The sequence below is a fragment of the Streptomyces sp. NPDC059002 genome (genome assembly GCF_042740435.1).
Lineage (GTDB): Bacteria > Actinomycetota > Actinomycetes > Streptomycetales > Streptomycetaceae > Streptomyces.
The window spans coordinates 127293-150983 of the sequence record NZ_JBHYJI010000010.1; the positions used below are offsets into that span (position 1 = coordinate 127293).

At 72.1% G+C, this 23691-nt stretch carries 25 protein-coding genes; 17 read left to right on the forward strand and 8 right to left on the reverse strand.

Annotated features, from left to right (window positions below):
- The 3 genes from ACFWZ2_RS12215 to ACFWZ2_RS12225 are packed head-to-tail and all read left to right on the forward strand — an operon-like array spanning window position 1 to window position 3053.
- Window positions 1-1125 (forward strand): hypothetical protein, encoded by a 1125-nt coding sequence (locus ACFWZ2_RS12215; protein ID WP_384544979.1) that lies wholly within the window; start codon window positions 1-3, stop codon window positions 1123-1125.
- Window positions 1125-2309 carry a type VII secretion-associated serine protease mycosin gene (mycP, locus tag ACFWZ2_RS12220; RefSeq protein ID WP_384544980.1) on the forward strand — a complete coding sequence of 395 codons (1185 nt, stop codon included), beginning with the start codon at window positions 1125-1127 and terminating at the stop codon, window positions 2307-2309. Before ACFWZ2_RS12215 ends, mycP begins: the two co-directional genes overlap by 1 nt.
- Window positions 2310-2318: 9 nt before the next feature.
- Window positions 2319-3053 carry an SseB family protein gene (locus ACFWZ2_RS12225; protein WP_384544981.1) on the forward strand — a complete coding sequence of 245 codons (735 nt, stop codon included), beginning with the start codon at window positions 2319-2321 and terminating at the stop codon, window positions 3051-3053.
- Between the two features lie 4 nt (window positions 3054-3057).
- Here the strand turns inward: ACFWZ2_RS12225 and ACFWZ2_RS12230 are convergent, their stop codons facing one another.
- A complete protein-coding gene (locus tag ACFWZ2_RS12230; protein WP_384544982.1) occupies window positions 3058-3444 on the reverse strand; it encodes a DUF1844 domain-containing protein in 387 nt (128 codons plus the stop codon).
- Window positions 3445-3828: 384 nt separating this feature from the next.
- On the opposite strand from ACFWZ2_RS12230, the gene infC reads away from it, so the two are divergent.
- From infC to ACFWZ2_RS12280, 10 genes are all read left to right on the forward strand, one after another.
- Entirely contained in the window at window positions 3829-4488 is a 660-nt protein-coding gene (gene infC / locus ACFWZ2_RS12235; protein ID WP_384545054.1) for a translation initiation factor IF-3, read from the forward strand.
- Window positions 4489-4595: 107 nt separating this feature from the next.
- The gene (rpmI, locus tag ACFWZ2_RS12240) at window positions 4596-4790 is read left to right on the forward strand and encodes a 50S ribosomal protein L35 (protein WP_007829094.1); all 195 of its coding nucleotides are present in this window, start codon (window positions 4596-4598) and stop codon (window positions 4788-4790) included.
- A 97-nt stretch (window positions 4791-4887) separates the two neighbouring features.
- Window positions 4888-5274, forward strand: a complete 387-nt coding sequence (gene rplT / locus ACFWZ2_RS12245) for a 50S ribosomal protein L20 (RefSeq protein ID WP_062779369.1) — start codon at window positions 4888-4890, stop codon at window positions 5272-5274.
- Between the two features lie 173 nt (window positions 5275-5447).
- Entirely contained in the window at window positions 5448-6293 is an 846-nt protein-coding gene (locus ACFWZ2_RS12250) for a TrmH family RNA methyltransferase (protein WP_384544983.1), read from the forward strand.
- Window positions 6294-6346: 53 nt separating this feature from the next.
- Window positions 6347-7489, forward strand: coding sequence for an ATP-binding protein (locus ACFWZ2_RS12255; protein ID WP_384544984.1), 1143 nt, complete (start codon window positions 6347-6349; stop codon window positions 7487-7489).
- A 158-nt stretch (window positions 7490-7647) separates the two neighbouring features.
- Window positions 7648-8778 carry a phenylalanine--tRNA ligase subunit alpha gene (pheS, locus tag ACFWZ2_RS12260; protein WP_384544985.1) on the forward strand — a complete coding sequence of 377 codons (1131 nt, stop codon included), beginning with the start codon at window positions 7648-7650 and terminating at the stop codon, window positions 8776-8778.
- Window positions 8778-11315, forward strand: a complete 2538-nt coding sequence (gene pheT / locus ACFWZ2_RS12265) for a phenylalanine--tRNA ligase subunit beta (protein WP_384544986.1) — start codon at window positions 8778-8780, stop codon at window positions 11313-11315. Before pheS ends, pheT begins: the two co-directional genes overlap by 1 nt.
- Window positions 11316-11507: 192 nt before the next feature.
- A complete protein-coding gene (locus tag ACFWZ2_RS12270; RefSeq protein ID WP_384544987.1) occupies window positions 11508-12641 on the forward strand; it encodes a PP2C family protein-serine/threonine phosphatase in 1134 nt (377 codons plus the stop codon).
- Between the two features lie 293 nt (window positions 12642-12934).
- Window positions 12935-14284: a transcriptional regulator gene (locus tag ACFWZ2_RS12275; RefSeq protein WP_384544988.1), complete on the forward strand. Its 1350-nt coding sequence runs from the start codon at window positions 12935-12937 to the stop codon at window positions 14282-14284.
- Between the two features lie 109 nt (window positions 14285-14393).
- Window positions 14394-14936, forward strand: a complete 543-nt coding sequence (locus ACFWZ2_RS12280) for an NUDIX hydrolase (RefSeq protein WP_055699051.1) — start codon at window positions 14394-14396, stop codon at window positions 14934-14936.
- Here ACFWZ2_RS12280 and ACFWZ2_RS12285 read toward each other — a convergent pair.
- Window positions 14933-15190 carry a hypothetical protein gene (locus ACFWZ2_RS12285; RefSeq protein ID WP_384544989.1) on the reverse strand — a complete coding sequence of 86 codons (258 nt, stop codon included), beginning with the start codon at window positions 15188-15190 and terminating at the stop codon, window positions 14933-14935. The genes ACFWZ2_RS12280 and ACFWZ2_RS12285 overlap by 4 nt on opposite strands.
- 186 nt (window positions 15191-15376) lie before the next feature.
- The gene (locus tag ACFWZ2_RS12290; RefSeq protein ID WP_384544990.1) at window positions 15377-16237 is read right to left on the reverse strand and encodes a 3-hydroxybutyryl-CoA dehydrogenase; all 861 of its coding nucleotides are present in this window, start codon (window positions 16235-16237) and stop codon (window positions 15377-15379) included.
- A 181-nt stretch (window positions 16238-16418) separates the two neighbouring features.
- Here ACFWZ2_RS12290 and ACFWZ2_RS12295 point away from each other — a divergent pair, with 181 nt between their 5' ends.
- On the forward strand, window positions 16419-17654 hold the full coding sequence (locus ACFWZ2_RS12295; protein ID WP_384544991.1) for a glycoside hydrolase family 10 protein: 1236 nt from the start codon (window positions 16419-16421) through the stop codon (window positions 17652-17654).
- 10 nt (window positions 17655-17664) lie between these two features.
- On the opposite strand, the gene ACFWZ2_RS12300 is transcribed toward ACFWZ2_RS12295, so the two are convergent.
- On the reverse strand, window positions 17665-17886 hold the full coding sequence (locus tag ACFWZ2_RS12300; RefSeq protein WP_384544992.1) for a DUF1918 domain-containing protein: 222 nt from the start codon (window positions 17884-17886) through the stop codon (window positions 17665-17667).
- A gap of 108 nt (window positions 17887-17994) precedes the next feature.
- Window positions 17995-18948 carry a DMT family transporter gene (locus ACFWZ2_RS12305; RefSeq protein WP_384544993.1) on the reverse strand — a complete coding sequence of 318 codons (954 nt, stop codon included), beginning with the start codon at window positions 18946-18948 and terminating at the stop codon, window positions 17995-17997.
- Between ACFWZ2_RS12305 and ACFWZ2_RS12310 the strand changes: the two genes are divergently transcribed.
- From ACFWZ2_RS12310 to ACFWZ2_RS12320, 3 genes are all read left to right on the forward strand, one after another.
- Complete coding sequence (locus ACFWZ2_RS12310; protein WP_384544994.1) at window positions 18947-20383, forward strand: PLP-dependent aminotransferase family protein; 1437 nt, start codon at window positions 18947-18949, stop codon at window positions 20381-20383. The two genes, ACFWZ2_RS12305 and ACFWZ2_RS12310, sit on opposite strands and share 2 nt — an antisense overlap.
- 87 nt (window positions 20384-20470) lie before the next feature.
- Window positions 20471-20908: a GNAT family N-acetyltransferase gene (locus ACFWZ2_RS12315; protein ID WP_384544995.1), complete on the forward strand. Its 438-nt coding sequence runs from the start codon at window positions 20471-20473 to the stop codon at window positions 20906-20908.
- 73 nt (window positions 20909-20981) lie between these two features.
- Entirely contained in the window at window positions 20982-21572 is a 591-nt protein-coding gene (locus ACFWZ2_RS12320) for a histidine phosphatase family protein (RefSeq protein ID WP_384544996.1), read from the forward strand.
- Here ACFWZ2_RS12320 and ACFWZ2_RS12325 read toward each other — a convergent pair.
- From ACFWZ2_RS12325 to ACFWZ2_RS12335, 3 genes are read right to left on the reverse strand one after another with little or no spacing between them, the layout of a single operon-like run.
- Complete coding sequence (locus ACFWZ2_RS12325) at window positions 21502-22002, reverse strand: DUF6314 family protein (RefSeq protein WP_384544997.1); 501 nt, start codon at window positions 22000-22002, stop codon at window positions 21502-21504. The two genes, ACFWZ2_RS12320 and ACFWZ2_RS12325, sit on opposite strands and share 71 nt — an antisense overlap.
- On the reverse strand, window positions 21999-22571 hold the full coding sequence (locus tag ACFWZ2_RS12330) for a GrpB family protein (protein ID WP_384544998.1): 573 nt from the start codon (window positions 22569-22571) through the stop codon (window positions 21999-22001). The genes ACFWZ2_RS12325 and ACFWZ2_RS12330 overlap by 4 nt, the downstream gene beginning before the upstream one ends.
- A gap of 48 nt (window positions 22572-22619) precedes the next feature.
- Complete coding sequence (locus ACFWZ2_RS12335; RefSeq protein ID WP_384544999.1) at window positions 22620-23609, reverse strand: aldo/keto reductase; 990 nt, start codon at window positions 23607-23609, stop codon at window positions 22620-22622.
- Window positions 23610-23691: the final 82 nt, after the last annotated feature.

Here is a 23691-nt window from a genome sequence, read left to right on the forward strand (position 1 = left end):
GTGCCCGCCGCCGGGACCGCGTCGCCGCCGCGCCCCGTCGTACCCCCGCAGCCGTCCGCACCGCCGGTCCCGCCCGTGCTGCCCGCGGCCGCGCGGCGTTCCGGCAGTGGCCTGCCCCTGGCGCCGGGCATGCCGCCCGAGGAGACCACGGCCCGACTGCGCCCCGTCACCGACGAGTCGGCGCCGCCCGCGGCCGCGCCCCGTACCGCCGACGTCCCGCACCCGGGCGAGGGCAAGCCCCGCTCAACTGCCGCCCGCCGCGCGGTCGGAGCCGTCGACCTGACGCCGGGACCCGGCGCGGGACGGCCCTTCGTGTCCTTCGCGCGGCCCGCACTGTACGACGACAGCACCACGCGCCTGCGCCCCGTGGGCGCCTGGGCCCGACCCCGCGCGGCCGCCGCGGCCGCCTGCGTCGTCGTCGGGCTCGGCCTCATCGGCGGTGCGCTGACCGGGAGTTGGCTGACCGGCGGCGCCGACGCCGCGGGCGCCACCCGCAGCGCGTACGCGGTCACCGGCGAGCTCTGGCACAGCGTGCCCGTCGACAAGCTCTTCCCGCCCACCCTCAAGGGCGAGGGCGCGGGCCCCGGCGGCGCCGACCGCTCCTGGACCCGGATCGCCGTCGCCCCGGACAGCGGCTGCAAGACCGCCTTCGACCCGCTCCTGAAGAAGGCCCTCGACCCGGTCGGCTGTCTGCGGCTGCTGCGCGCCACCTACACGGACGCCACCCGCAGCCATGTCACCACCGTGGGCCTGCTGTTCACCAAGGCGAACTCCGACGGCATGCGGTCCCTGCGGAACCGTTTCACGGAGGAGGGACTCGACCGCCGCCCCGACCTGATGCCCCGGCCGTACGCCGCCGACGGCACCCCCGCCGAGGACTTCGGCGACCGGCAGCGCGCGTCCTGGATCGTGTCCGTGCTCCCGGACGCGCCCGTCGTCGCGTACGCCGTCTCCGGATTCGCCGACGGCCGCGCCGTCACCGAGCCGCAGGCCGCCACCGAAGCCATGGGCGCCGACACCACGTCGGCGCCCGCCCAGGCCGGACTCGGCTACGAGGCCAAGGGCATCGCCGACCGCGTCGAGCGGGGCCTGCGCAAGACCATCGCGGCAGCGGAGAAGAGCTGATGAGGACCCGTCGGCCGTTCCTGGTCACGGCGGTCGCGGCCGTGCTGGCCCTGGCCCCCGCCACCACCGCGCACGCCAACGACGGCATCCGCGTCCAGCAGTGGGGCCTGGAGGCCATGCACACCGGCCAGGCGTGGCAGACCACCAAGGGCAAGGGCATCACCGTCGCGGTCCTGGACACCGGGATCGACGCCAAACACCCCGACCTCGCGGGCAACGTCCTCGAAGGCAAGGACATGGTCGGCTTCGGCGCCGGCCGCGGCGACCGCCCCTGGGCCCGGCACGGCACCGCCATGGCCGGGATCATCGCGGGCCACGGACACGGCCCCGGCCGCGGCGACGGCGTCCTCGGCATCGCGCCCGAGGCCAAGATCCTGCCGATCCGCGTGATCCTCGAAGACGGCGACCCGGCCCGCAAGAAGGCCCGCAACACCCGTGGCAACGCCCTGGCCGAAGGCATCCGCTGGGCCGCCGACAATGGCGCCGACGTCATCAACCTCTCCCTCGGCGACGACTCGAAGTCCGCCCACCCCGAACCGGCCGAGGACGCCGCCGTGCAGTACGCCCTGAAGAAGGGCGTCGCCGTCGTCGCCTCCGCGGGCAACGGCGGCAAGCTCGGCGACCACATCTCCTACCCGGCCGCCTACCCCGGCGTGATCGCCGCCACCGCCGTCGACGAGAACGGCGACCGCGCCCTGTTCTCCACCCGCCGCTGGTACGCCACCGTCGCCGCACCCGGCGACGACATCATCATCGCCGACCCCGACGGCCAGTACTACGAGGGCTGGGGCACCAGCGCGGCCTCCGCCTTCGTCTCGGGCGCCGTCGCCCTGATCCGCGCCGCGTACCCCGACCTGACCCCCGCGCAGCTCAAACAGCTCCTCGAGGACACCGCCCGCGACGCCCCCGAGGGCGGCCGCGACGACTCCCGCGGCTACGGCCTCGTCGACCCGGCCGCCGCCCTCGCCCGCGCCGCCAAGCTGAAGCCGGAAGGGCTGCGCACCGCGGCGTACGGCAAGGAGTACTTCGGCAGGGGACCCGACCCGGACGACGGCGACGCGGGACCCGCGGGCTGGGTCGGCCCGGTCGCGGGCGGCCTCGGCGTGGCCCTGCTCGGCGCCGCGGTCTACCTGTGGCGGGGCAGGCGCATCCCGCCGGGAGGACGCCAGGGGCCACCTCTGTAGGGTCGGACCGTGGCGAACAAGAACATTCCCGACCCCGGCTTCTCCGACGACGACGGGACGGCCGACCCCCGGCTCGCCGCGGCACTCGCCGCCTGGTCGCAGGAGCGCACGGCCCACGGCCCGGTCCTCGAAGCCCTGTCCGGTGCCCGGCTCCTCGTCCCCGTCGTCGCCGTGCTCGGCGAGGTCGAGGAGGACGAGAACGGCCTGCGCCGCGAGAAGACCAGCGACATGGCGGTCCCCACCCTCAAGGCCGGTGACCGCAAGGCGCTGCCCGCCTTCACCTCCATCGAGGCCCTCGCCCTGTGGGACCCGGCGGCCCGCCCCGTCGCCGTGCCCCTGCACCAGGCGCTCCAGGCCGCCGCCCACGAACAGGCCGACACGATCGTCCTCGACCTCGCGGGCCCCGTCCCCTACGAACTGGGCCGTTCCGCCCTGCTCGCCCTCGCCGAGGGCCGCGCCAGCGCCGACCCGCTCGCCGACCCTGCCGTCACCGACGCCGTGCGCGCGGCCGTCGCCGCCGAGCCCGCCGTGCTCCGCGCACATCTGGGCCCCGGCAGCTCCGACGGCACCCTCGCCCTGGTCGTCGACGGCGATGCCGACCCGGCGGAGGCCGCCCAGCGCGTGGCCCGGCGCATCGCCGCCGACGAAACACTGAGGGCCCGCCTGGTGCGCGGCCTCGACCTGGCACTGCTGCCTGCCGAGGCGACGCCGCCGGGCGAGCCCCTCTACGTACGAACGGTGTGAAGGCTCAGCCGAAGACCGGGCCCGTGTACTTCTCGCCGGGGCCCTGACCCGGCTCGTCCGGCACCAGCGACGCCTCGCGGAACGCCAGCTGCAGCGACTTCAGGCCGTCACGCAGCGGCGCCGCGTGGAACGAGCTGACCTCCGTGGCGGACGCGTCGAGCAGTCCCGCCAGCGAGTGGATCAGCTTGCGGGCCTCGTCCAGGTCCTTGTGGCCCTCGCCGCCCTCGGCAAGGCCCAGGTTCACGGCCGCGGCGCTCATCAGGTGGACCGCGACCGTGGTGATCACCTCGACCGCGGGGACGTCCGCGATGTCACGGGTCAGGGTGTCGAAATCGGGAGAATCGGGGGCCGGTCCCGCGGGGGACTCGGCAAAGGGGGTCGCGTCGCTCATGTCCCACACGATAGGCCGAAGCCCCCGCACCCCGAGCCGAGGGCCCACAGGTTCGCAGCACGCCCAGGGTCCTGCTAACCTTGTGTAACGACCGGCCGGAGACCCGCGTGCCAACGCAAGGATCCGGCCCACAAGTGGAGGCTCCGATCTCCCACCTGGCCGCTCCCCGGAGCGGCGGGTCACCGGTCAGGCGGTCGAAGTCCCCGAGGCTTCGGGCCGCCCGATGTGCGCCCCGCGATCACCGCGGAGGTGCTCCGGTAGTACGTGGAGCCCCTTCAGTGTGATCGGTCGGGGCATTTTTTGTGGCCTCGCGCGGTTGGTCGAGAAAACAGACGTAACGCGGCTGTCCGCCAGACGGTCGCGTGGTGCTACCGAGGAGGATCCATCAGCGCCGAGCCCCGCATCAACGACCGGATTCGCGTTCCCGAGGTGCGACTTGTCGGTCCCAGCGGCGAGCAGGTCGGAATTGTTCCGCTTGCCAAGGCCCTGGAGCTTGCGCAGGAGTACGACCTCGACCTGGTCGAGGTCGCGGCGAACGCCCGTCCGCCCGTGTGCAAGCTCATGGACTACGGGAAGTTCAAGTACGAGTCGGCCATGAAGGCCCGTGAGGCGCGCAAGAACCAGGCGCACACGGTCATCAAGGAGATGAAGCTCCGGCCGAAGATCGACCCGCACGACTATGACACCAAGAAGGGTCACGTCGTCCGGTTCCTCAAGCAGGGCGACAAGGTCAAGATCACGATCATGTTCCGTGGTCGCGAGCAGTCCAGGCCGGAGCTCGGCTACCGACTGCTGCAGCGTCTCGCGGAGGACGTCCAGGACCTCGGGTTCATCGAGTCGAACCCGAAGCAGGACGGCCGAAACATGATCATGGTTCTCGGTCCGCACAAGAAGAAGACCGAGGCGATGGCCGAGGCCCGTGAGGCCCAGGCGGCTCGCAAGGCGGACGCGAAGGCCAACCCGGGCCGCTCGCAGAACTCCGCCGAGGAGGAGCTTTCCGAAGCCCCCGCCGAGGCCCCGGCCGAAGCTCCCGCCGAGGCCTGATCCCAGGACGCGAGTCCAGGGATCGCCAAATGACACATATGACGCTCCCGGATGCCCGGTTTCACGACCGGGCATCGGAGCGCCACTGACGAGGAGAGAACGGCGCTATGCCGAAGAACAAGTCGCACAGCGGTGCCAGCAAGCGCTTCAAGGTCACCGGCTCCGGCAAGGTGCTCCGTGAGCGCGCCGGCAAGCGCCACCTGCTCGAGCACAAGTCGTCCCGTCTGACGCGTCGCCTCACCGGCAACGCCGAGATGGCCCCGGGCGACGCCAAGAAGATCAAGAAGCTTCTCGGCAAGTGAGTTCGGGTGCCGGACACGGCACCTGACCTCTGACCGGGACCCAATCGATACCGGGTCGTGTGAGTCCAACCACGGCCCCGCTACAAGGAGTTAAAAAGTGGCACGCGTCAAGCGGGCAGTAAACGCCCACAAGAAGCGTCGGGCGATCCTCGAGCAGGCCAGCGGTTACCGCGGCCAGCGGTCGCGCCTGTACCGCAAGGCCAAGGAGCAGGTCACCCACTCCCTGGTCTACAACTACAACGACCGCAAGAAGCGCAAGGGCGACTTCCGTCAGCTGTGGATCCAGCGCATCAACGCCGCTGCCCGCGCCAACGGCATCACCTACAACCGCTTCATCCAGGGTCTGAAGGCCGCCAACATCGAGGTGGACCGCAAGATCCTCGCGGAGCTGGCCGTCAACGACCAGAACGCGTTCGCCGCGCTGGTCGAGGTTGCGCAGAAGGCGCTGCCGTCGGACGTCAACGCGCCCAAGGCTGCCGCGTAACGCTGCGCTTTGCTGAGCGTGATTTCGGACCCGTAAGCCGAGCGGCTTGCGGGTCCGAGTGCGTTCGGCCGGTCGTCTGCCGTCGTCTGTTCTCTGCCGTCCGCGGGTCTCATCTGGCTGGTCGCGCAGTTCCCCGCGCCCCTTACGGGGCCCCTTATCCCCGAAGGTGAGTCATGGTCGACGCTGCTGAGTTGATCTCTCCGAAGTCCCCCCGCGTCAGTGCCGCACGGCGGCTTGCCAAGCGGAATTTTCGGGGGAAGGAGCGGCTGTTTCTCGCTGAGGGGCCGCAGGCCGTACGGGAGGCCGCCGCGCATGCCCGGACGCTCGTCGAGCTGTTCGCCACCGTCGACGCCGCCGAGCGGTACGCCGACATCGTGGGGGAGGCCCGCGCCGCGGGGGCCCGGGTGCACCTCGCCGACGAGGACGTCGTCGCCGACATCTCGACGACCGTGACGCCGCAGGGACTCGTCGGGGTCTGCCGGTTCGTGGACACGCCGTTCGAGGAGATCCTCGCGGCGCGGCCCAAGCTCGTCGCCGTGCTCGCGCATGTGCGGGACCCCGGCAACGCGGGCACCGTCCTGCGCTGCGCCGACGCCGCGGGCGCCGAGGCCGTCGTCCTGACCGATGCCTCCGTGGACCTCTACAACCCCAAGTCCGTGCGGGCGTCCGTCGGTTCACTCTTCCATCTGCCGGTGGCCGTCGGCGTACCCGTCGAGAAGGCCGTACAGGGACTGAAGGACGCGGGCGTACGCATCCTCGCCGCCGACGGTGCGGGCGAGGACGACCTCGACACGGAGCTGGACAAGGGCACCATGGGCACCCCCACCGCCTGGGTCTTCGGCAACGAGGCCTGGGGGCTGCCGGAGGAGACCCGCGCACTCGCCGACGCCGTGGTGCGCGTTCCGATCCACGGCAGAGCCGAGAGCCTCAACCTCGCCACCGCCGCCGCCGTGTGCCTCTATGCGTCCGCCCGTGCACAGCGTGCCGCCGGAGGGTGCCGCTCCGTCACATCGAGCTAGTAGTGTGACGGGCTCGGGGCCCACTGCACGGTCCGAGAGGTGGGGAACGGGGAATGAGCGTCGGCACGAGCAGAGCACCGGGAGTACAGGACCTCGTCCGTACTCGCGCGGACCGCGGCGGTTCCGGTGATCTCGGCGACCTCGGCCTCGACCCCGACGAGCTGCCCGACGGACTCGTCGTCGCCGACGAGACGGGCCACATCATCTGCTTCAACGCGGCGGCGGTCCGCATCACCGCGGTGCGCGCGGCCGACGCCATCGGCGCCCCGCTGGAGCGCGCGCTCCCCTTAGAGGACCTCGAAGGCCGCCGCTGGTGGCAACTGACCGATCCCTACGGCGGGCTTGCCACCCGCGTCGGCCAGCCCGAGCGCAATCTGCTGCTGCCCGGCGGCCGCGAGGTCCTCGTCTCCGCCCGCTATGTGCGCACCGCCCGCACCGGCCCCGTCCGCCGCGTCGTCGTCTCCCTGCGCGACACCGAGGCCCGCCGCCGCACCGAACGCAGCCACGCCGAGCTGATCGCCACGGTCGCCCACGAGCTCCGCTCGCCCCTCACCTCCGTCAAGGGCTTCACGGCGACACTCCTCGCCAAGTGGGAGCGGTTCACCGACGACCAGAAGAAGCTGATGCTGGAGACGGTGGACGCGGACGCCAACCGCGTCACACGGCTGATCGCCGAGCTGCTCGACATCTCCCGCATCGACTCCGGACGGCTCGAGCTGCGCCGCCAGCCCGTCGACATAGGCGCGGCCGTCGGCCGGCACATCCAGGCGTACGTCGCGGCCGGGCAGGACGCGGACCGCTTCCTCGTACGGCTCCAGCAGCCGCTGCCCGACCTGTGGGCGGACCCCGACAAGATCGACCAGGTCCTGAGCAATCTGCTCGAAAATGCGGTGCGGCACGGCGAGGGAACCGTCACCATCGACGTGGCGCCCTCCTCGTCACCGCGCGAGCGGGGCGGTGCCGAGACCGCCGTGACCGTGAGCGACGAGGGTCCCGGCATTCCGGAGGAATCCATGGGCCGCGTCTTCACCCGCTTCTGGCGGGGCAGCAAGCGCGGCGGGACAGGACTGGGGCTGTACATCGTGAAGGGCATCGTGGAAGCGCACGGCGGGTCGATCACCGTCGGCCGTGCCCCCGGCGGCGGTGCCCAGTTCCGATTTACGTTGCCCGTGGGCACTCCGGCGTATCTTCTCTGATCTCCTCAGATGCGCCCGAGCACCGCCCGCGGGCTCTTTCACCTGCGTCACCCCCGTTAGACTCGATCCTTGGCACGTTTGCGTCCCCGATGTGGACGATTCGTCTCCGAGTCGTAGACGGGGACCATCAGCCAAGCCAACCGGAAGCACGGGAAGAGATGTCCGCACCGAACAAGTCGTACGACCCTGTCGAGGTCGAGGCACTGAAACCTGAAGAGATCGAGCGCATGCGGGACGAGGCGCTCGCCGCCTTCACCGCCGCCGACTCCCTCGACGCGCTCCAGGAGGCCAAGGTCGCGCACACCGGCGGCACCTCGCCGCTGGCCCTCGCCAACCGCGAGATCGGCGCGCTGCCCCCGCAGGCCAAGGCCGAGGCCGGCAAGCGCGTCGGCATGGCGCGCGGCGCCGTGAACAAGGCGCTCGCCGCCCGCCAGACCGAGCTCGAGGCCGAGCGCGACGCCCGCGTCCTGGTCGAGGAGGCGGTCGACGTCACGCTGCCGTACGACCGCACGCCCGCCGGCGCCCGGCACCCGCTGACCACGTTCATGGAGCGCGTCGCGGACGTCTTCGTCGCCATGGGCTACGAGGTCGCGGAGGGCCCCGAGGTCGAGGCGGAGTGGTTCAACTTCGACGCTCTGAACTTCACCCCGGACCACCCGGCCCGGCAGATGCAGGACACGTTCTTCGTCCAGGGCCCCAAGGGCACTGAGGGCGACGAGTCCGGTGTCGTGCTGCGCACGCACACCTCGCCCGTGCAGGCGCGTGCGCTGCTCGAGCGCCGTGAGCCGCCGGTCTACATCGTCTGCCCCGGCCGCGTGTACCGCACGGACGAGCTGGACGCGACGCACACCCCGGTCTTCCACCAGATCGAGCTGCTCGCCGTCGACGAGGGCCTGACCATGGCCGACCTGAAGGGCACCCTGGACCACATGGTCCAGGCGCTGTTCGGCCCGGACATGAAGACGCGGCTGCGCCCGAACTACTTCCCGTTCACCGAGCCGTCCGCCGAGATGGACATGGTCTGCTACGTGTGCCGTGGCGAGTCCGTCGGCAACCCGGACCGCCCCTGCCGCACCTGCGGCAGCGAGGGCTGGATCGAGCTGGGCGGCTGCGGCATGGTCAACCCCAAGGTGCTCACCGCCTGCGGCGTCGACCCTCAGAAGTACAGCGGATTCGCCTTCGGGTTCGGCATCGAACGGATGCTGATGTTCCGCCACAACGTCGAAGACATGCGAGACATGGTCGAGGGTGACATCCGGTTCACCCGGCCGTTCGGGATGGAGATCTGATGCGGGTCCCGCTTTCCTGGCTGCGGGAGTACGTCGACCTCCCCGCCACCGAGACCGGCCGTGACGTGCAGGCCAAGCTGATCGAGGTCGGCCTCGAGGTCGAGACCGTCGAGCAGCTCGGCGCGGGCCTCAAGGGCCCGCTCGTCGTGGGCAAGGTCCTCACCATCGAGGAGCTGGAGGGCTTCAAGAAGCCCATCCGCTTCTGCACCGTCGACGTCGGCATGGCCAACGGCACCGGCGAACCGCAGGAGATCGTCTGCGGCGCCCGTAACTTCGCGGTCGGCGACAAGGTCGTCGTGGTCCTGCCCGGCGCCGTGCTGCCCGGCGACTTCGCCATCGCCGCGCGCAAGACGTACGGCAAGACCTCGCACGGCATGATCTGCTCCGGCGACGAGCTCGGCATGGGCGGCGCCACTGCGACGGACCACGCCGGCATCATCGTCCTGCCGCCCGAGCACGAGGCGGGCACCGACGCCATCGAGCTGCTCGAGCTGGTCGACGAGGTCCTGGACATCGCCGTCACGCCCGACCGCGGCTATGCCCTCTCGATGCGCGGCGTCGCCCGCGAGACCGCCATCGCGTACGGCCTGCCGCTGCGCGACCCGGCGCTGCTCGACGTGCCCGCGCCGAACTCGTTCGGCTACCCGGTCAAGATCAGCGACCCGATCGGCTGCGACCGCTTCACCGCGCGCACCGTCACGGGGCTGCAGCCCGAGGCCCGCTCGCCGATCTGGCTCAAGCGCCGCCTGCAGAAGGCGGGCATGCGCCCGATCTCGCTGGCCGTCGACATCACGAACTACGTGATGCTGGAGCTCGGCCAGCCCCTGCACGCGTACGACCGCTCCCGCGTCCAGGGCACGATCGGCGTGCGCCGTGCCGAGCAGGGCGAGAAGTTCACGACGCTCGACGGCGCCAAGCGCGTCCTCGACGCCGAGGACCTGGTCATCACGGACGACCGCGGCCCGATCGGCCTCGCCGGTGTCATGGGCGGCGCGAACACCGAGATCGCCGACCCCGAGACCGACGCCGCGACGGGCGAGCCGCAGGGCACCACCGACGTGGTCATCGAGGCCGCGCACTTCGACGCGCTCTCCGTCGCCCGCACCGCGCGCCGGCACAAGCTGGGCTCGGAGGCCGCCAAGCGCTTCGAGCGCGGCGTCGACCCGCAGGCCGCTTCCGCCGCCGCGCAGCGCACCGTCGACCTGCTCGTGCTGCTCGCGGGCGGCACGGCGGAGGCCGGTGTCACGGAGGTCATCGCCCCGACCGCGCCGCGCACGATCGCGATGCCCGCCGACCACCCGGACAAGGTCGCGGGCGTGGACTACGGCCGCGAGACCGTGGTGCGCCGCCTCCAGCAGGTCGGCTGCGACGTGTACGGCCAGGACGACCTGACCGTCACCGTGCCGTCCTGGCGCCCGGACCTCGCCGAGCCGAACGACCTCGCCGAAGAGGTCATCCGTCTGGAGGGGTACGAGAACCTGCCCTCGACCCTGCCGAAGCCCCCCGCGGGCCGTGGCCTGACCGACCGGCAGCGCCTGCACCGCCGCGTCGGCCGCGCCCTCGCCGGGGCCGGTTACGTCGAGGCGCTGAGCTACCCGTTCATCGGCGAGGGCGTCTTCGACCAGCTGGGCCTGGACAAGGACGATGCGAACCGCCGCGTGGTCAAGCTCGTCAACCCGCTCTCCGACGAGGAGCCCGCGCTCCGTACGACGCTGCTTCCGGGGCTGCTCGCCGCCCTGCGCCGCAACGACGGCCGTGGCTCGCACGACCTGGCGCTCTTCGAGACCGGTCTGGTGTTCCACCCCCGCGAGGAGCTCAAGGTCGCGGTGCGCCTGCCCGTCGACCGGCGCCCCACGGACGAGGAGATCGCGTCCCTGACCGACGCGCTGCCCGTCCAGCCCCGGCACGCCGCCGTCGTCCTCGTGGGCGCCCGCGAGCAGGCCGGCTGGTGGGGCAAGGGCCGTCCCGCGGACTGGGCCGACGCCGTCGAGGCGGCGCGCTCGATCGCCCGTGAGGCCGGTGCCGAACTCATCGTCGACCAGGGCCAGTACGGCCCCTGGCACCCGGGCCGGTGCGCCGAGCTGAAGGTCGTCATCGACGGCGAGATCGTCTCCGTCGGGCACGCGGGCGAGCTGCACCCGCGCGTCGTCAAGGCGCTCGGTCTGCCCGCGCGCACCTGCGCGATGGAGCTCGACCTCGACCTCGTGGAGCGGGCGAGCGACGGAGTCCCGCAGGGCCCGCGCATCTCCACCTTCCCGATGGCCACCCAGGACGTCGCGCTCGTCGTCGACAAGGAGGTGCCGGCCGCCGTGGTCGAGTACTTCCTGACCGGCGGCGCGGGTGAACTCCTCGAGTCCATCCGGCTGTTCGACGTCTTCGAGGGCGAGCAGCTCGGCGAGGGCAAGAAGTCCCTGGCGTACGCGCTGCGCTTCCGGGCGGCCGACCGCACGCTGACCGTCGACGAGGCCTCCGCGGCCCGTGACGCGGCCGTCGCCCTGGCGGCCGAGCGGACGGGCGCGGTGCTGCGCGGAGCGTAGTCACCGCCTGTAGCCGACGCCAGGCGCACAAGGGGCGTAAAGAGGGGCTTATCCGGACTTCCGGATGAGCCCCTCACTCGTTTGGGTGACAAGTTGCGTCACTCTGGCCCGATCGGTCCACACGGTCGACAGAATCAATCCGGCCATAGCGGTCGGCTTGCACGCTGAACAGGGCCTAGGGGGGCCGTCGGCATGATCCGTATCAGGGCTGGGGCTCCCTGCCGGGCGCTGCTCCCGGCGAGGGTGCGGAACAGGGCACCCCGAGGGATTCCCCGGCTGCTGCGCCAAGTGGAGCGCAAGCGCGCCCGGCGCGCCCTCACGCTGGGCCTGCCGACGGTGTGGGGCGCCTTCGCCATCACGTACAAACTCGCCTGTCCGCTCGCACAGCAGGAGGGCATGGGTGCGCGGATCGTCAGCAGCGCCGTCTTCTTCGCCGTCGGGACCGGGCTGATACTCCATGTCCGGCGGGCGCTGCTGCGGGAGTTGCGGCAGATCCGCGAGGTCGCGGGCGCCGCACAGAACGTGCTGCTCCGGCCGCTGCCGCCGCGCATCGAGGGGCTCGCGCTCGCCGCGGGACGGCTCTCCGCATCGCGGGGCGCCTCCGTCGGTGGCGATCTGTACGAGGTGGCCGCCACCGACCACGGCGTCCGCGTCATCATGGGCGACGTGCGCGGGCACGGCCTCGCCGCCATCGCCACCGTCGCCGCCGTCCTCGGCAGCTTCCGCGAGGCCGCGCACGACGAGGCCGAACTGCCGCACGTACTGCGCCGTTTGGAGCGTGCCCTCGCGCGGCATCTGCGGGAGCGCTCCCGCGCCGAGCACCCGGCGAGCGGTGCGGCGGCCCCGGACAGCCCGCTGGCCGAGGAGTTCGTCACCGTACTGCTCCTGGAGATCGGTCAGGACGGCGAGCTCTCGGCGCTCAACTGCGGCCACCCCTGGCCCCATCTGCTGAGCGGACACGCGCAGCCCCTCGCGGACGGCGAACCGCTGCCGCCGCTCGGGCCCTTCCCGCTCCCCGCCGAGCTGCCCGTGCTGCACATCGGGAAGCTGCTGCCCGGCGAGGTGCTCGTGCTGCACACGGACGGCATGGAGGACGCGCGGGACGCGGCAGGGGCGTTCTTCCCGCTGCGGGACGCACTCGCCGATGCCGCTCGTGTCCCACCGGTCTCGCCGCAGTCCCTGATCCGCTCGGTCTACACCGAACTCCTGCGGCACACCGGGAAGTTGCCGGCCGACGACGCCGCCCTGCTCGTCCTGCGCAACGACCGGAAAAGAGTCCCCCGACAGCAGTCGGAGCCAGGACGACGGGCCCGCACCATGAGCTGAGCCGAGGATTCCGGCGAGCGCGGGAGCGGGGCGGAGGGCGGCATGCGTCATCCGCCCCGCCATGGAGTTGTCGGGCAGACGGCGGGACGGACGACGCCAGTGAGGGCCGCCGCACTGTACGAGGGGGGAGCCGGCGGCCCGGCCGGCCTCCTTAACTGATGAGGCATCTCAGTCAAGCGACTACACCCCGCACGCGGCAGAGCGCACACCCCCCGGATCCGAGCACTCCGTTCACACCCCGTGTGAAGGCGCCTCCACTAGTCTGAACAGCACCGAGCCACCGGAGGGCATTCATGCAGCCCAACACCCTGCTCGACGCGATCCTCGACGAAGCAGGCGTCTCCCACGCGGGACTTGCCGCACATGTGAACCAGGCCGGCAAGGCGAGAGGACTCGCGCTCAGGTATGAACACACCGCCGTGGCACGCTGGTTGAAGGGTCAGCGCCCGCGCGGGCAGGTCCCCGATCTGATCTGCGAGGTGCTCGCCGCCCGGCTGCAGCGGTCCGTCACCCTCGACGACATCGGCCTCGGCGTGCCCGGACTGCCCGCGGCCCGCGTCGGCTCGGCGTCCTCCACGCTCTCCGGCTTCGTGGAACGCGCCACGGCTCTGTGGCGCTCCGACGAACAGCAGCGCCCGCACCTGCTCGGGGCGCCCGCGGTCACCGGCACCCCCGCCGTGATGCCGGTCTGGGAGTGGGAGAACCCGCCCGAGGACGTCGACGTCTCGCGCGGCGGCAGGCACCCGGTCAGCACGGCCGACGTCGAGATGATGCGGGCCGCCCGCGCCCACTACGAGCAGATGTACCGCAAGACCGGTGGCATCGCGACGCGCACCCGTATCGTCGGCTTCCTCAACGCCGAGGCGGCACCCCTGCTCCGCGGCAGCTACACCGACGCCATGGGACGTCAACTGCACCGCTCCACCGGCGGGTTGGTGGCCATAGCGGGGATCTGCGCGTACGACTCCGACGCGCACGGCCTCGCCCAGCGCTACTTCCACCAGGCGCTGCGGCTCGCCAAGGCCAGCGGGGACAGAGGTCTTGGGGCGTATGTCATCGCGCTGCTTGTCAATCAGTCGCTGTTCATGCGCGAGTACCGCCAGGCCGTCGCGTTCGCCGAGGCGGCGCTGCGGGCCGCGGGCCGCGATCTGACTCCCGCGCTCGCCTCCGACCTGTATGCGATGCAGGCCAAGGCGTATGCGCACCTGGGCGACGGCAGGAGCGCGCTCTCCTGCATCCGGCGTGCGGAGGCCGCGGCCGACCGGATCCTGCGCGGCCGTGAGCCGGACGAGACGGGCTATGTTCAGCCCGGTCTCGTCAATGTGCAGGTGGCGGAGGCGCTGCTCAGTCTCGGCGATCTGACCAGCGCCCGTGAGCACGCCGCGGCCGCCGTGGGCACCCCGGCGCACGACCGGGGCCGGGTCCACCGGCTCGCCATGCTCAGCCAGATCGAACTGCGCCAGGGCAACACCGATGAGGCGGTGGCCACGGCGGTGGAAATGGCAGAACAGGCGCGGGGGATGGAGTCCCAGAGGCTGCGCGACCGGCTGCGCGCGGTGCGCGAGCACCTCGTACGCAGCGACTGCGCGGGGACGGCCGAGGCGGCCGAACTCATCGACGGGGCACTGCGCGTCCCGCTGTAGTGCGCCTGTGACGCGCGTCGTACGCCGCACCGACGGCGTTGTGCACACTCTGCTCTGAGAATCCTCCTGCTGCGATATTGCCATCTACTCGGCGGAAGGTGGCAGAACCGTGCAGTGGACGAAACAGAGCGAACAAACTGTGTATGGAAACCGATGGTTCACGGTCAATCTCGCAGATGTCGAACTACCGGACGGCCGGCATCTCGACCACTTCCTCATACGGCTGCGGCCCGTGGCCGTGGCCACCGTCGTCAACGACGCCAATGAGGTGCTGCTGCTCTGGCGGCACCGCTTCATCACCGACAGCTGGGGCTGGGAGCTCGCGGCAGGCGTCGTCGAGGACGGCGAGGACATCGCGTACGCGGCGGCACGCGAGATGGAGGAGGAGACCGGCTGGCGGCCGGGCCCGCTGCGGCATCTGATGAGCGTCGAGCCGTCCAACGGGCTCACCGATGCCCGGCACCACATCTACTGGTCCGACGAAGGAACCTACATCGGCCACCCCGAGGACGACTTCGAGTCGGACCGCCGCGAGTGGGTCCCGCTCAAGCTCGTCCCCGACATGGTGGCGCGCGGGGAGGTCCCGGCCGCCAACATGGCCGCGGCGCTCCTCCTCCTCCACCATCTGCGTCTCGGCCAGGACGCGCGCTAGTGGCCGAGGGCCTGCCAGACCGCCACGGCGAGTGCCGCGACCGCCGCGAGAGCGACGATCGTGGGCAAGGGCCAGCGCGTGTGTTCCAGGGCGGCGACCCGGGTCTCCAGGGCCTCCACGTTCTTGGCGGTCTGTGTGTCGTGCTGAGTGAGCAACGCCAGCCGTCCGTCGACGCGGGCCAATCCCACGTCCTGGCTACGGCGTAACTCGGCGAGTTCTTCCGGGACCACGGCAATCTCGCCGTCGGTGGTCACGAGTCCACTCCTCTCTGTAGTGGCGCGTCCCCCCTTCATCCGCTAGGGAAGTCAACTCGCCTGGTGGGAAAGGCGGGAGAGTGTGCGAAGGGCATATGCGAGCCCATTGCGCACACGGTGTGTGAACGCCACGGGCCCGGCACTCGCAGGAGTGCCGGGCCCGTGTGTGACGGAGGGTGAGATCCGTCAGGCGTACGTGTAGAAGCCCGAGCCGGACTTCCGGCCGAGGCGGCCCGCGTCCACCATGCGCTGGAGCAGCGGGGGAGCGGCGTACAGCGGCTCCTTGTACTCGGCGTACATGGAGTCGGCGACCGAGGCGACCGTGTCCAGGCCGATCAGGTCGGCGAGCTTGAGCGGGCCCATCGGGTGGGCGCAGCCCATCTCCATGCCGTTGTCGATGTCCTCGCGGCTCGCGATGCCCGACTCGAACATCCGGATCGCGGAGAGCAGATACGGGATGAGCAGCGCGTTCACCACGAAGCCCGAGCGGTCCTGGGCGCGGATCGCGTGCTTGCCGAGGATCTTCTCGACCATGGCCTGCGCCCGGCTGATGGTGCCCTCGGACGTGGTCAGCGCCGGGATCAGCTCGACGAGCTGCTGCACCGGCGCCGGGTTGAAGAAGTGGATGCCGATGACCTGGTCGGGACGCGAGGTCGCGACGGCCAGCTTCACCAGCGGGATGGAGGAGGTGTTGGAGGCGAGGATCGCGTCCTGCCGGGTCACCACCTGGTCGAGCACCTGGAAGATCTCGGTCTTGACCTGCTCGTTCTCCACCACGGCCTCGATGACCAGGTCACGGTCGGCGAACTCGCCGAGATCCGTGGTGAAGCTGAGGCGGGCCAGCGTCGCGTCGCGCTCCTCCTCGGAGATCTTGCCGCGCTCGGCCGCCTTGGAGAGGGAGTTGTACAGCCGCGTACGGCCGATCTCCAGGGCCTCGCCGGTGGTCTCCGCGACCTTCACGTCAAGGCCGGAGCGGGCGCAGACCTCTGCGATTCCGGCGCCCATCTGGCCACAGCCCACCACTCCGACGCGTGCGATATCGGTCATGGAGTCGGTCACCTCGTGCCTTTCGCTGATCAACGGGGCCGGCAGGACCCCCGTACGAATTCGGTGCCTGCCTCGGCCGTGAACGTTACTCCGCAACGACGGGTGCATGACGGGCCGGGTCGGGCATGCTGAGCGCAACGGCAAGGGGTGCCGGTGCACGGCGAGCTCTGGGGGTGGACTGATGAGGCGTATGTCACGTCGGGGATTCTCCGCGGTGGCGGTCGCGACGGTGGCGGGCCTGGCGATGGCCGGGGACGCGGCGGCGGTCGGCGAGCGGGGGCGCAGGAAGAGCCGTGAGCTGCGGGGCATGTGGCTGGCGAGCGTGGTCAACCGCGACTGGCCGTCGAAGCCGGGCCTGCCCGCCGCACAGCAGCGCGCGGAGCTACTGGCCTATCTGGACTCCGCGGTGAACCGCAGACTGAACACGGTGGTCTTCCAGGTGCGGCCCACCGCCGACGCGCTGTGGGCGTCGCCGTACGAGCCGTGGTCGGAGTACCTCACGGGAGTGCAGGGCAAGGACCCGGGCTGGGATCCGCTGGGCACCGCGGTGCAGGAGGCGCACCGCCGCGGTCTCGAACTGCACGCGTGGTTCAACCCGTTCCGGATCGCCAACCACACCGATCCGTCGCGCCTTGTGGCCACACACCCCGCGCGCGTGCACCCCGACTGGGTGGTGCCGTACGGCGGGAAGCTCTACTACAACCCGGGCCTGCCCGAGGTGCGGCGCTTCGTGCAGGACGCGATGCTCGACGCCGTGCGCAAGTACCCGATCGACGCGGTGCACTGGGACGACTACTTCTACCCGTACCCGGTCGCGGGTCAGGTCTTCGACGACGACGACGCCTTCGAGCGGTACGGCGGCGGCTTCCCCGACCGTGCCTCCTGGCGGCGCGACAACATCGACCGCGTGGTGCGCGAGATGGCGCGGCGGGTGAAGAAGGCCAGGCCGCGCACCCAGTTCGGGATCAGCCCGTTCGCGGTCTGGCGGAACATCGCGACGGACCCGACGGGCTCCGACACCCGGGCGGGCGTGCAGACCTACGACGATCTGTTCGCGGACACCCGGGGCTGGGTGAAAAAGGGCTGGATCGACTACATCGTTCCGCAGGTGTACTGGAACATCGGCTTCGCCGCGGCGGACTACGCCAAGCTGATCCCGTGGTGGAACGACGTCGCCCGCGGCACGGGCGTGCGCCTCTACATCGGCGAGGCCCTCTACAAGGCGGGCGATCCCGCGCAGCCCGCCGCCTGGCAGGACCCGGCGGAGCTGTCCCGCCACCTCACGTACGCCCAAGGCTTCCACGAGGTGCGCGGGCACATCTTCTTCTCGGCGAAGGAAGTGGGCGTCGACAGGATCGGCGCGATGGCGCGGGTGGTGGCCGACCACTATCAGGAGCCGGCCAAGCCGCCGCGCTGAGCCGCCCTTCCTAGGAACCCGGGCCCTGGCGCCGTACGACGGTGTCCGGGCCCTGGCGTCGTACGACGGTGTCGGGGCCCGGCGACATCAGGGTCTCGTGCCCGTCCTCGAACCGGACGCGGTACGGCGGTCCGCCGTCCACGCCGAGTACCTCGACGATCTGCGCGATGCGGTCGTGCTGGCCGACGATCCTGCCGTGCACCACCAGCTCGTCGCCTACGGTTGCACGCATCTGGAGTGCCCCCTCGTCCCGCTCTCTCGGCCGCTCTGCGGTCGCGATTCGTGGCCGCAAGTGTACGACGGGTGGCGGGAGTTGGGGCCCCGCCGGATGTGCAACAGGTCAGCCGCGGGCCCGTTGGGTGACCGCGATGCAGACGAGCACGGCGGCCGCCGTCAGCGGGGCGGCGACGGTCAGGTCCTCGCCGAGCAGGAACACCGACCAGACGAGCGTCAGGAGCGGCTGGGCGAGCTGGAGCTGGCTGGCCTTGGGTACGCCGATGGCCGCCATGCCCCGGTACCAGACGACCAGGCCGAGGAACTGCGAGCCGATCGCCGAGTACAGCAGGCCCGCCGTGCTGTGCCCGGTGAGCTGGAAGGACTCGTGCTGCAGGGCGAGGAGCGCGCCGATGGCGTTGAGCGGCAGGCAGAGGATCAGGCCCCAGCCGATCACCTGCCAGCCCGGCATCTCGCGGGCAAGGCGGCCGCCCTCGGTGTACCCGGCCGCGCAGATCAGGAGCGCGCCGAAGAGATAGAGGTCGGCGGTCGTCAGGGCGCCGCCGCTCTGCTGCACGGTGAACGCGATGACCGCGGCGGCCCCGGCGAGCGCCGCGGTCCAGAAGGCGCGCGAGGGCCGTGCGCCGGTGCGCAGCGCGGAGAAGACGGCGGTCGTCAGGGGGAGCAGCCCCACGACGACGGCGGCGTGCGCGGTGGTGGACGTCTGCAGGGCGAGCGTGGTCAGGAGCGGGAAGCCGACGACGACACCGGCGCCGACCACGGCGAGACCGGCCCAGTGGCGGCGGTCGGGCACCGGGACGCGCAGGGCGAGCAGGCAGCCGCCCGCGATGAGCCCGCTGAGCACGCCCCGCAGCGTCACGAGGCTCCAGGGGCCGATTCCTTCCAGGCCCCAGGCGGTGGCGGGGAAGGTGAGCGAGAAGGCGGTGACGCCGAGGGCGGCCATCAGGGTGCCGGTGCGACGCGAGCCGTGCGGGGTGCGGAGGGCCGCGGGGGCCGGGGCGGCCGCGGTGTCGGTGACCGCTATCCGGGTCGGGCGAGTAGCGCTATCCTGTGCTGTCATGCAAGACAGTAGCAGTGTGGGCGAATTGGCGAAACGGCTGCGTGACGAGCTGGACCGCTACTCTCCAGGTGGAAAGCTGCCGTCGAGCCGGGCGCTCGTCGAACGGTTCAGGGTGAGCCCGGTGACCGTGTCGCGGGCCCTCGGGCAGCTCGCCGCCGAGGGCCTCGTCGTCACCCGGCCCGGCGCCGGGGTCTTCCGCGCGGAGCCGCAGGCCGCCCCGGCACCGGCGGGCGACACCTCGTGGCAGGAGGTGTCGCTGAGCGCCGACGCCGCGGCCGAACTCGTCCCGCGCGCCGTCGACGCCTCCGGGGTCCTGGTCACCCTGGCCGCGCCGTCGCCCGGCGTCATCGAGTTCAACGGCGGCTATCTGGACCCCTCGCTGCAGCCCGAGCGGGCCATGGCGGCGGCGCTCGCCCGCGCCGGACGGCGGCCCGGCGCGTGGGGGCGGCCGCCGGTCGACGGCCTCATGGAGCTGCGGGAGTGGTTCGCGCGGGGCATCGGCGGGGCGATCACGGCCGCCGAGGTGCTCATCACGGCCGGTGGACAGAGCGCGCTGACCACCGCGCTGCGGGCGCTCGCCCCGCCCGGTGCGCCGGTGCTCGTCGAGTCGCCGACCTACCCCGGCATGCTGGCCATCGCCCGCGCCGCGGGACTGCGCCCGGTGCCGGTGCCCGTGGACACCGACGGGGTGCGCCCGGAACTCCTGGAGGCGGCGTTCCGGGCCACCGGGGCAAGGGTGTTCGTCTGCCAGCCGCTGTTCCAGAACCCGACGGGGGCCGTGCTGTCCGCCGAGCGCCGCCCCGAGGTGCTGCGGATCGCCCGCGCGGCCGGTGCGTTCGTCGTCGAGGACGACTTCGTGCGCCGCCTCGTGCACGAGGACTCCGGGCCGCTGCCCCGGCCGCTCGCCTCCGACGACCACGAAGGTGTCGTGGTGCATGTCTGCTCGCTCACCAAGGCCACCTCGCCGAGCTTCCGGGTGAGCGCGCTCGCCGCGCGCGGCCCGGTCCTCGAACGCCTGCGCGCCATCCAGGTCGTCGACCACTTCTTCGTGCCGCGGCCGTTGCAGGAGGCGGCGCTCGAACTCGTCGGATCCCCGGCCTGGCCCCGCCATCTGCGGGCGGTGGCGGGCGAGTTGAAGGGCCGCAGGGACGCGCTGGCGGCGGCGCTGCGGCTGCGGTTCCCCGAGCTGGTGATGCCGCACATCCCGGCGGGCGGCTACCACCTGTGGCTGCGCATGCCCGACGGCACGGACGAGGCCGCGCTGGTCTCGGCCGCCCTGCGCGCGGGCGTCGCCGTCGCCCCGGGGCGCCCCTACTTCGCGGCCGAACCCCCGGCGGCGTACATCCGGTTGAGCTTCGCGGCGGTCGCGGGGACCGGGGAGATCGCGGAGGGGGTACGCAGGCTCAGGGCGGCCTGCGACGAGGCGGCGGGGTGAGCGGGCGCGCGGCGGGACGGTGTGCCGCCCGTCCCAGGGAGTGAAATGCCGTGGACCGGGCGGCGGCCCTGCTGCCAGGGTCGGGGCATGAGCGACAGTGCCAGCCTCCCCGACGGCTACGAGACGTCCGCCGACCCCGCCCGCATCGACGCCGCGCGCGTCCACCAGTGGCTCTCCACGGACGCGTACTGGGCCCTCGGACGCACCCGGCAGAAGCAGGACGCGGCGATCGCGGGCTCCCTCAACTTCGGGGTGTACGAGGAGGCTTCGGGCGAGCAGGTCGCGTACGCCCGCGTGGTCACCGACCGGGCCACCTTCGCCTGGCTCTGCGACGTGTACGTCGCTCCGGCCGCACGCGGCAAGGGACTTGGCGTCGCGCTGGTCGGCGCGGTCTGCGAGCACCTGGAGCCGTACGGCGTGCGCAGGACGCTGCTCGCCACGGGCGACGCGCACGGGGTCTACGAGAAGCTCGGGTTCAAGGCCCTCGACGCCCCGGAGAAGTGGATGGCGCGCGGCAGCCAGTGAGGCGCGCGTGAGCTGTTGCACACGGGTCCGGTGAAACCTTGACCCGCACGGGCGCGCACCCCAACATCACCGCATGCACGCTCGCGTCACACTCATCGCCGCCGCGCGGAGCGCCTCGCTGCTCGCGGAGCGCTTCGGCGACGACCGGCCGCTCGACCAGGCGGGCTGGCACGAAGTGCAGGCCGCGGCGCCCGCGCTCCTGCCGCTCGGCGTGGCCGAGTTGCGCTACTGCTCGCCCACCCCGCGCAGCCGTGCCACCGGCGACGCGCTCGGCTTCGGGCCGCTCGCCCAGCCCGCCCTGCGGGACTGCGACATGGGGCGGTGGCGCGGCCTGACGCTCGCCGAGGTCACCGCGCGCGAACCGACCGCCGTCGACGCCTGGCTGAGCGACCCGCGCTCGGCGCCGCACGGCGGTGAGTCGCTGCTCGGGTTCATCTCGCGGATCGGCGGCTGGCTCGACACCCGCCCGGTCGCCGACGGCGCCAGGATCCTCGCGGTGGCCGAGCCCGCCGTGGTGCGTGCCGCGCTGGTCTACGGCCTGAAGGCGCCCCCGTCGACGTACTGGAACATCGACATCCGCCCGCTCTCCACGGTCACCCTGACCGGTCACGGCGGGCGCTGGAATCTGCTCCTCGACGCGACGGGACCCGTGCGTAGTCCGTGACGAGCAGCAGGTCCTTGGCCGGTCCGCCGACCCGCCACCGGGTCCGCCAGTGGTCCTCGTCGGCCACCTCGAACGCGCCGCGGTACAGGTCGCGCACGCACGGGTGGTCCGCCGTGTGGCGGCCGGTGCGCAGGTCCAGGTCGTGGAAGGGGCGGCCGTCGGCGAACTCGACGCGGGCCGTGCCCGGACCGTCGCCGGGCAGGAAGCGCAGGGTGCGCTCGGCGGGCCTTGCGACGCCCCGCCAGACGAAGGTGCCCGACTCGTGGTGGAGCAGGCCGATCTCGTCGGGCAGCGGTGTGAAGACCGTCGTCCCCGTGAAGTGCCCCGCCGAGCCGTCCGCGAGATCACGCACGGAACGCGCCACGCGCCATTCGCCCGCCAGATACGCCCGTACGTCCGGTACGCGGTGGAGTCCGTACGGCGCGGTCACCTCGGCGTCCAGCCCGTCTGCGCCGCCCAGCGCTCCGCCCCCGCCATCAGGGCGTCGGTCGCCGGGGCCTTGATCTGGCCGTAGTCGGCCAGGTCGGACGCGCTCTGCGCGAGCCGCCGCTTGAAGGCGCCCCATGCGTCGCGGGCCCGGTCGTCCGCGCGCAGATAGTCGCGGAAGAGCAGCGTGTAGCGGGAGTTCGGGCGGCCGTGCACGCGCAGCTGGACGTTGCAGCGGCGGGCGCCGGCCGGGGGCGCGAAGACCAGCTTGGGGTCGCGGTGGCCGAACGAGAGCTCGGAGCGGTTCCAGGGCTCGGGGCGGCAGCGGAAGCCGACCGCGGCGAGCAGGGCGACGTCCCGTGCCTCGTCCAGGGAGCTCATCCGCACCTGCACGTCGATGCAGTCCTTGGCCGCGAGCCCCGGCACGGACGTCGAGCCGACATGGTCGACGGCGACCGCGAGACCGGCGAGCGCGGGCCGCAGCTCCCGTGCGACGCGCTCGAAGTCCCGCGGCCACTCGTCCTGGTAGTCCACCACCGTCAGCGGGTGGGCGCTCTCATCGGGAAAGGGCATGCCATCGAGGCTACGTCGCCCACCGCCCGGCCCCGCGGCCCGTGGCGGCTACCGGTCGACCAGGGAGAAGCTGCGCTCGTCGTACCGGGTGCCCGCGACCCCGTCCGCGGGCGCCGCCGCGTCGATCGCGGCGAGGTCGTCGGCGGACAGCTCGACGGCGACCGCCGCGAGGTTCTCCTCCAGGTACTTCTGGCGGCGCGTGCCCGGGATCGGCACCACGTCGTCGCCGCGGTGCTGCACCCAGGCGAGTGCGAGCTGCCCGGCGGTGACGCCCTTCTCGGCGGCGAGCGCGTTGAGGGTGTCGACGATCGTCAGGTTCCGCTCCAGGTTGCCGTCGGCGAAGCGCGGCTGGGTGCGCCGCAGATCGTCGTCGGGGAGCCCGTCGAGCGAGGTGTAGCGGCCGGTGAGGAAGCCGCGGCCGAGCGGCGAGAACGGCACGATGCCGATGCCGAGCTCACGGCAGACCGGCGCGATCTCCGCCTCCAGGTCCCTGGTCCACAGCGACCACTCGCTCTGCAGCGCGGCGATCGGATGCACGGCGTGCGCCCGCCGGATCGTGTGCGCGCTCGCCTCGGAGAGCCCGAGGTGGCGCACCTTGCCCGCCTCGACCAGCTCGGCCATCGCGCCCACGGTCTCCTCGATCGGCACCGCCTTGTCGACCCGGTGCAGGTAGTACAGGTCGATGTGGTCGACGCCGAGGCGCTTGAGCGAGGCGTCGCAGGCCTCTCGTACGTAGGCCGCGTCGCCCCGGATGTTCAGGGGCTCGCCCAGGCGGTTGGCGAAGCCGAACTTGGTGGCGAGGACGGCCTGCTCGCGGCGCGGGCCCGCGAGGGCGCGGCCGAGCAGCTCCTCGTTGTGCCCGGAGCCGTAGAAGTCGGAGGTGTCGAGGAGGGTGGTGCCGAGGTCGAGGGCGCGGTGGATCGTGGCGATCGACTGCTCGTCGTCCGACGCGCCGTAGCCGTGGCTCATCCCCATGCATCCGAGCCCCTGCGCCGAGACCGTCAGCGCGCCGATGCGCCGGGTGGGAAGGCTGGTCATGGTGGAACCTCCAGGGTCGTGCCAGGTGAACGTGCATGACCTTACGAGCTGGAGAGCACTCCAGGTCAACGGGGGTCCGAGG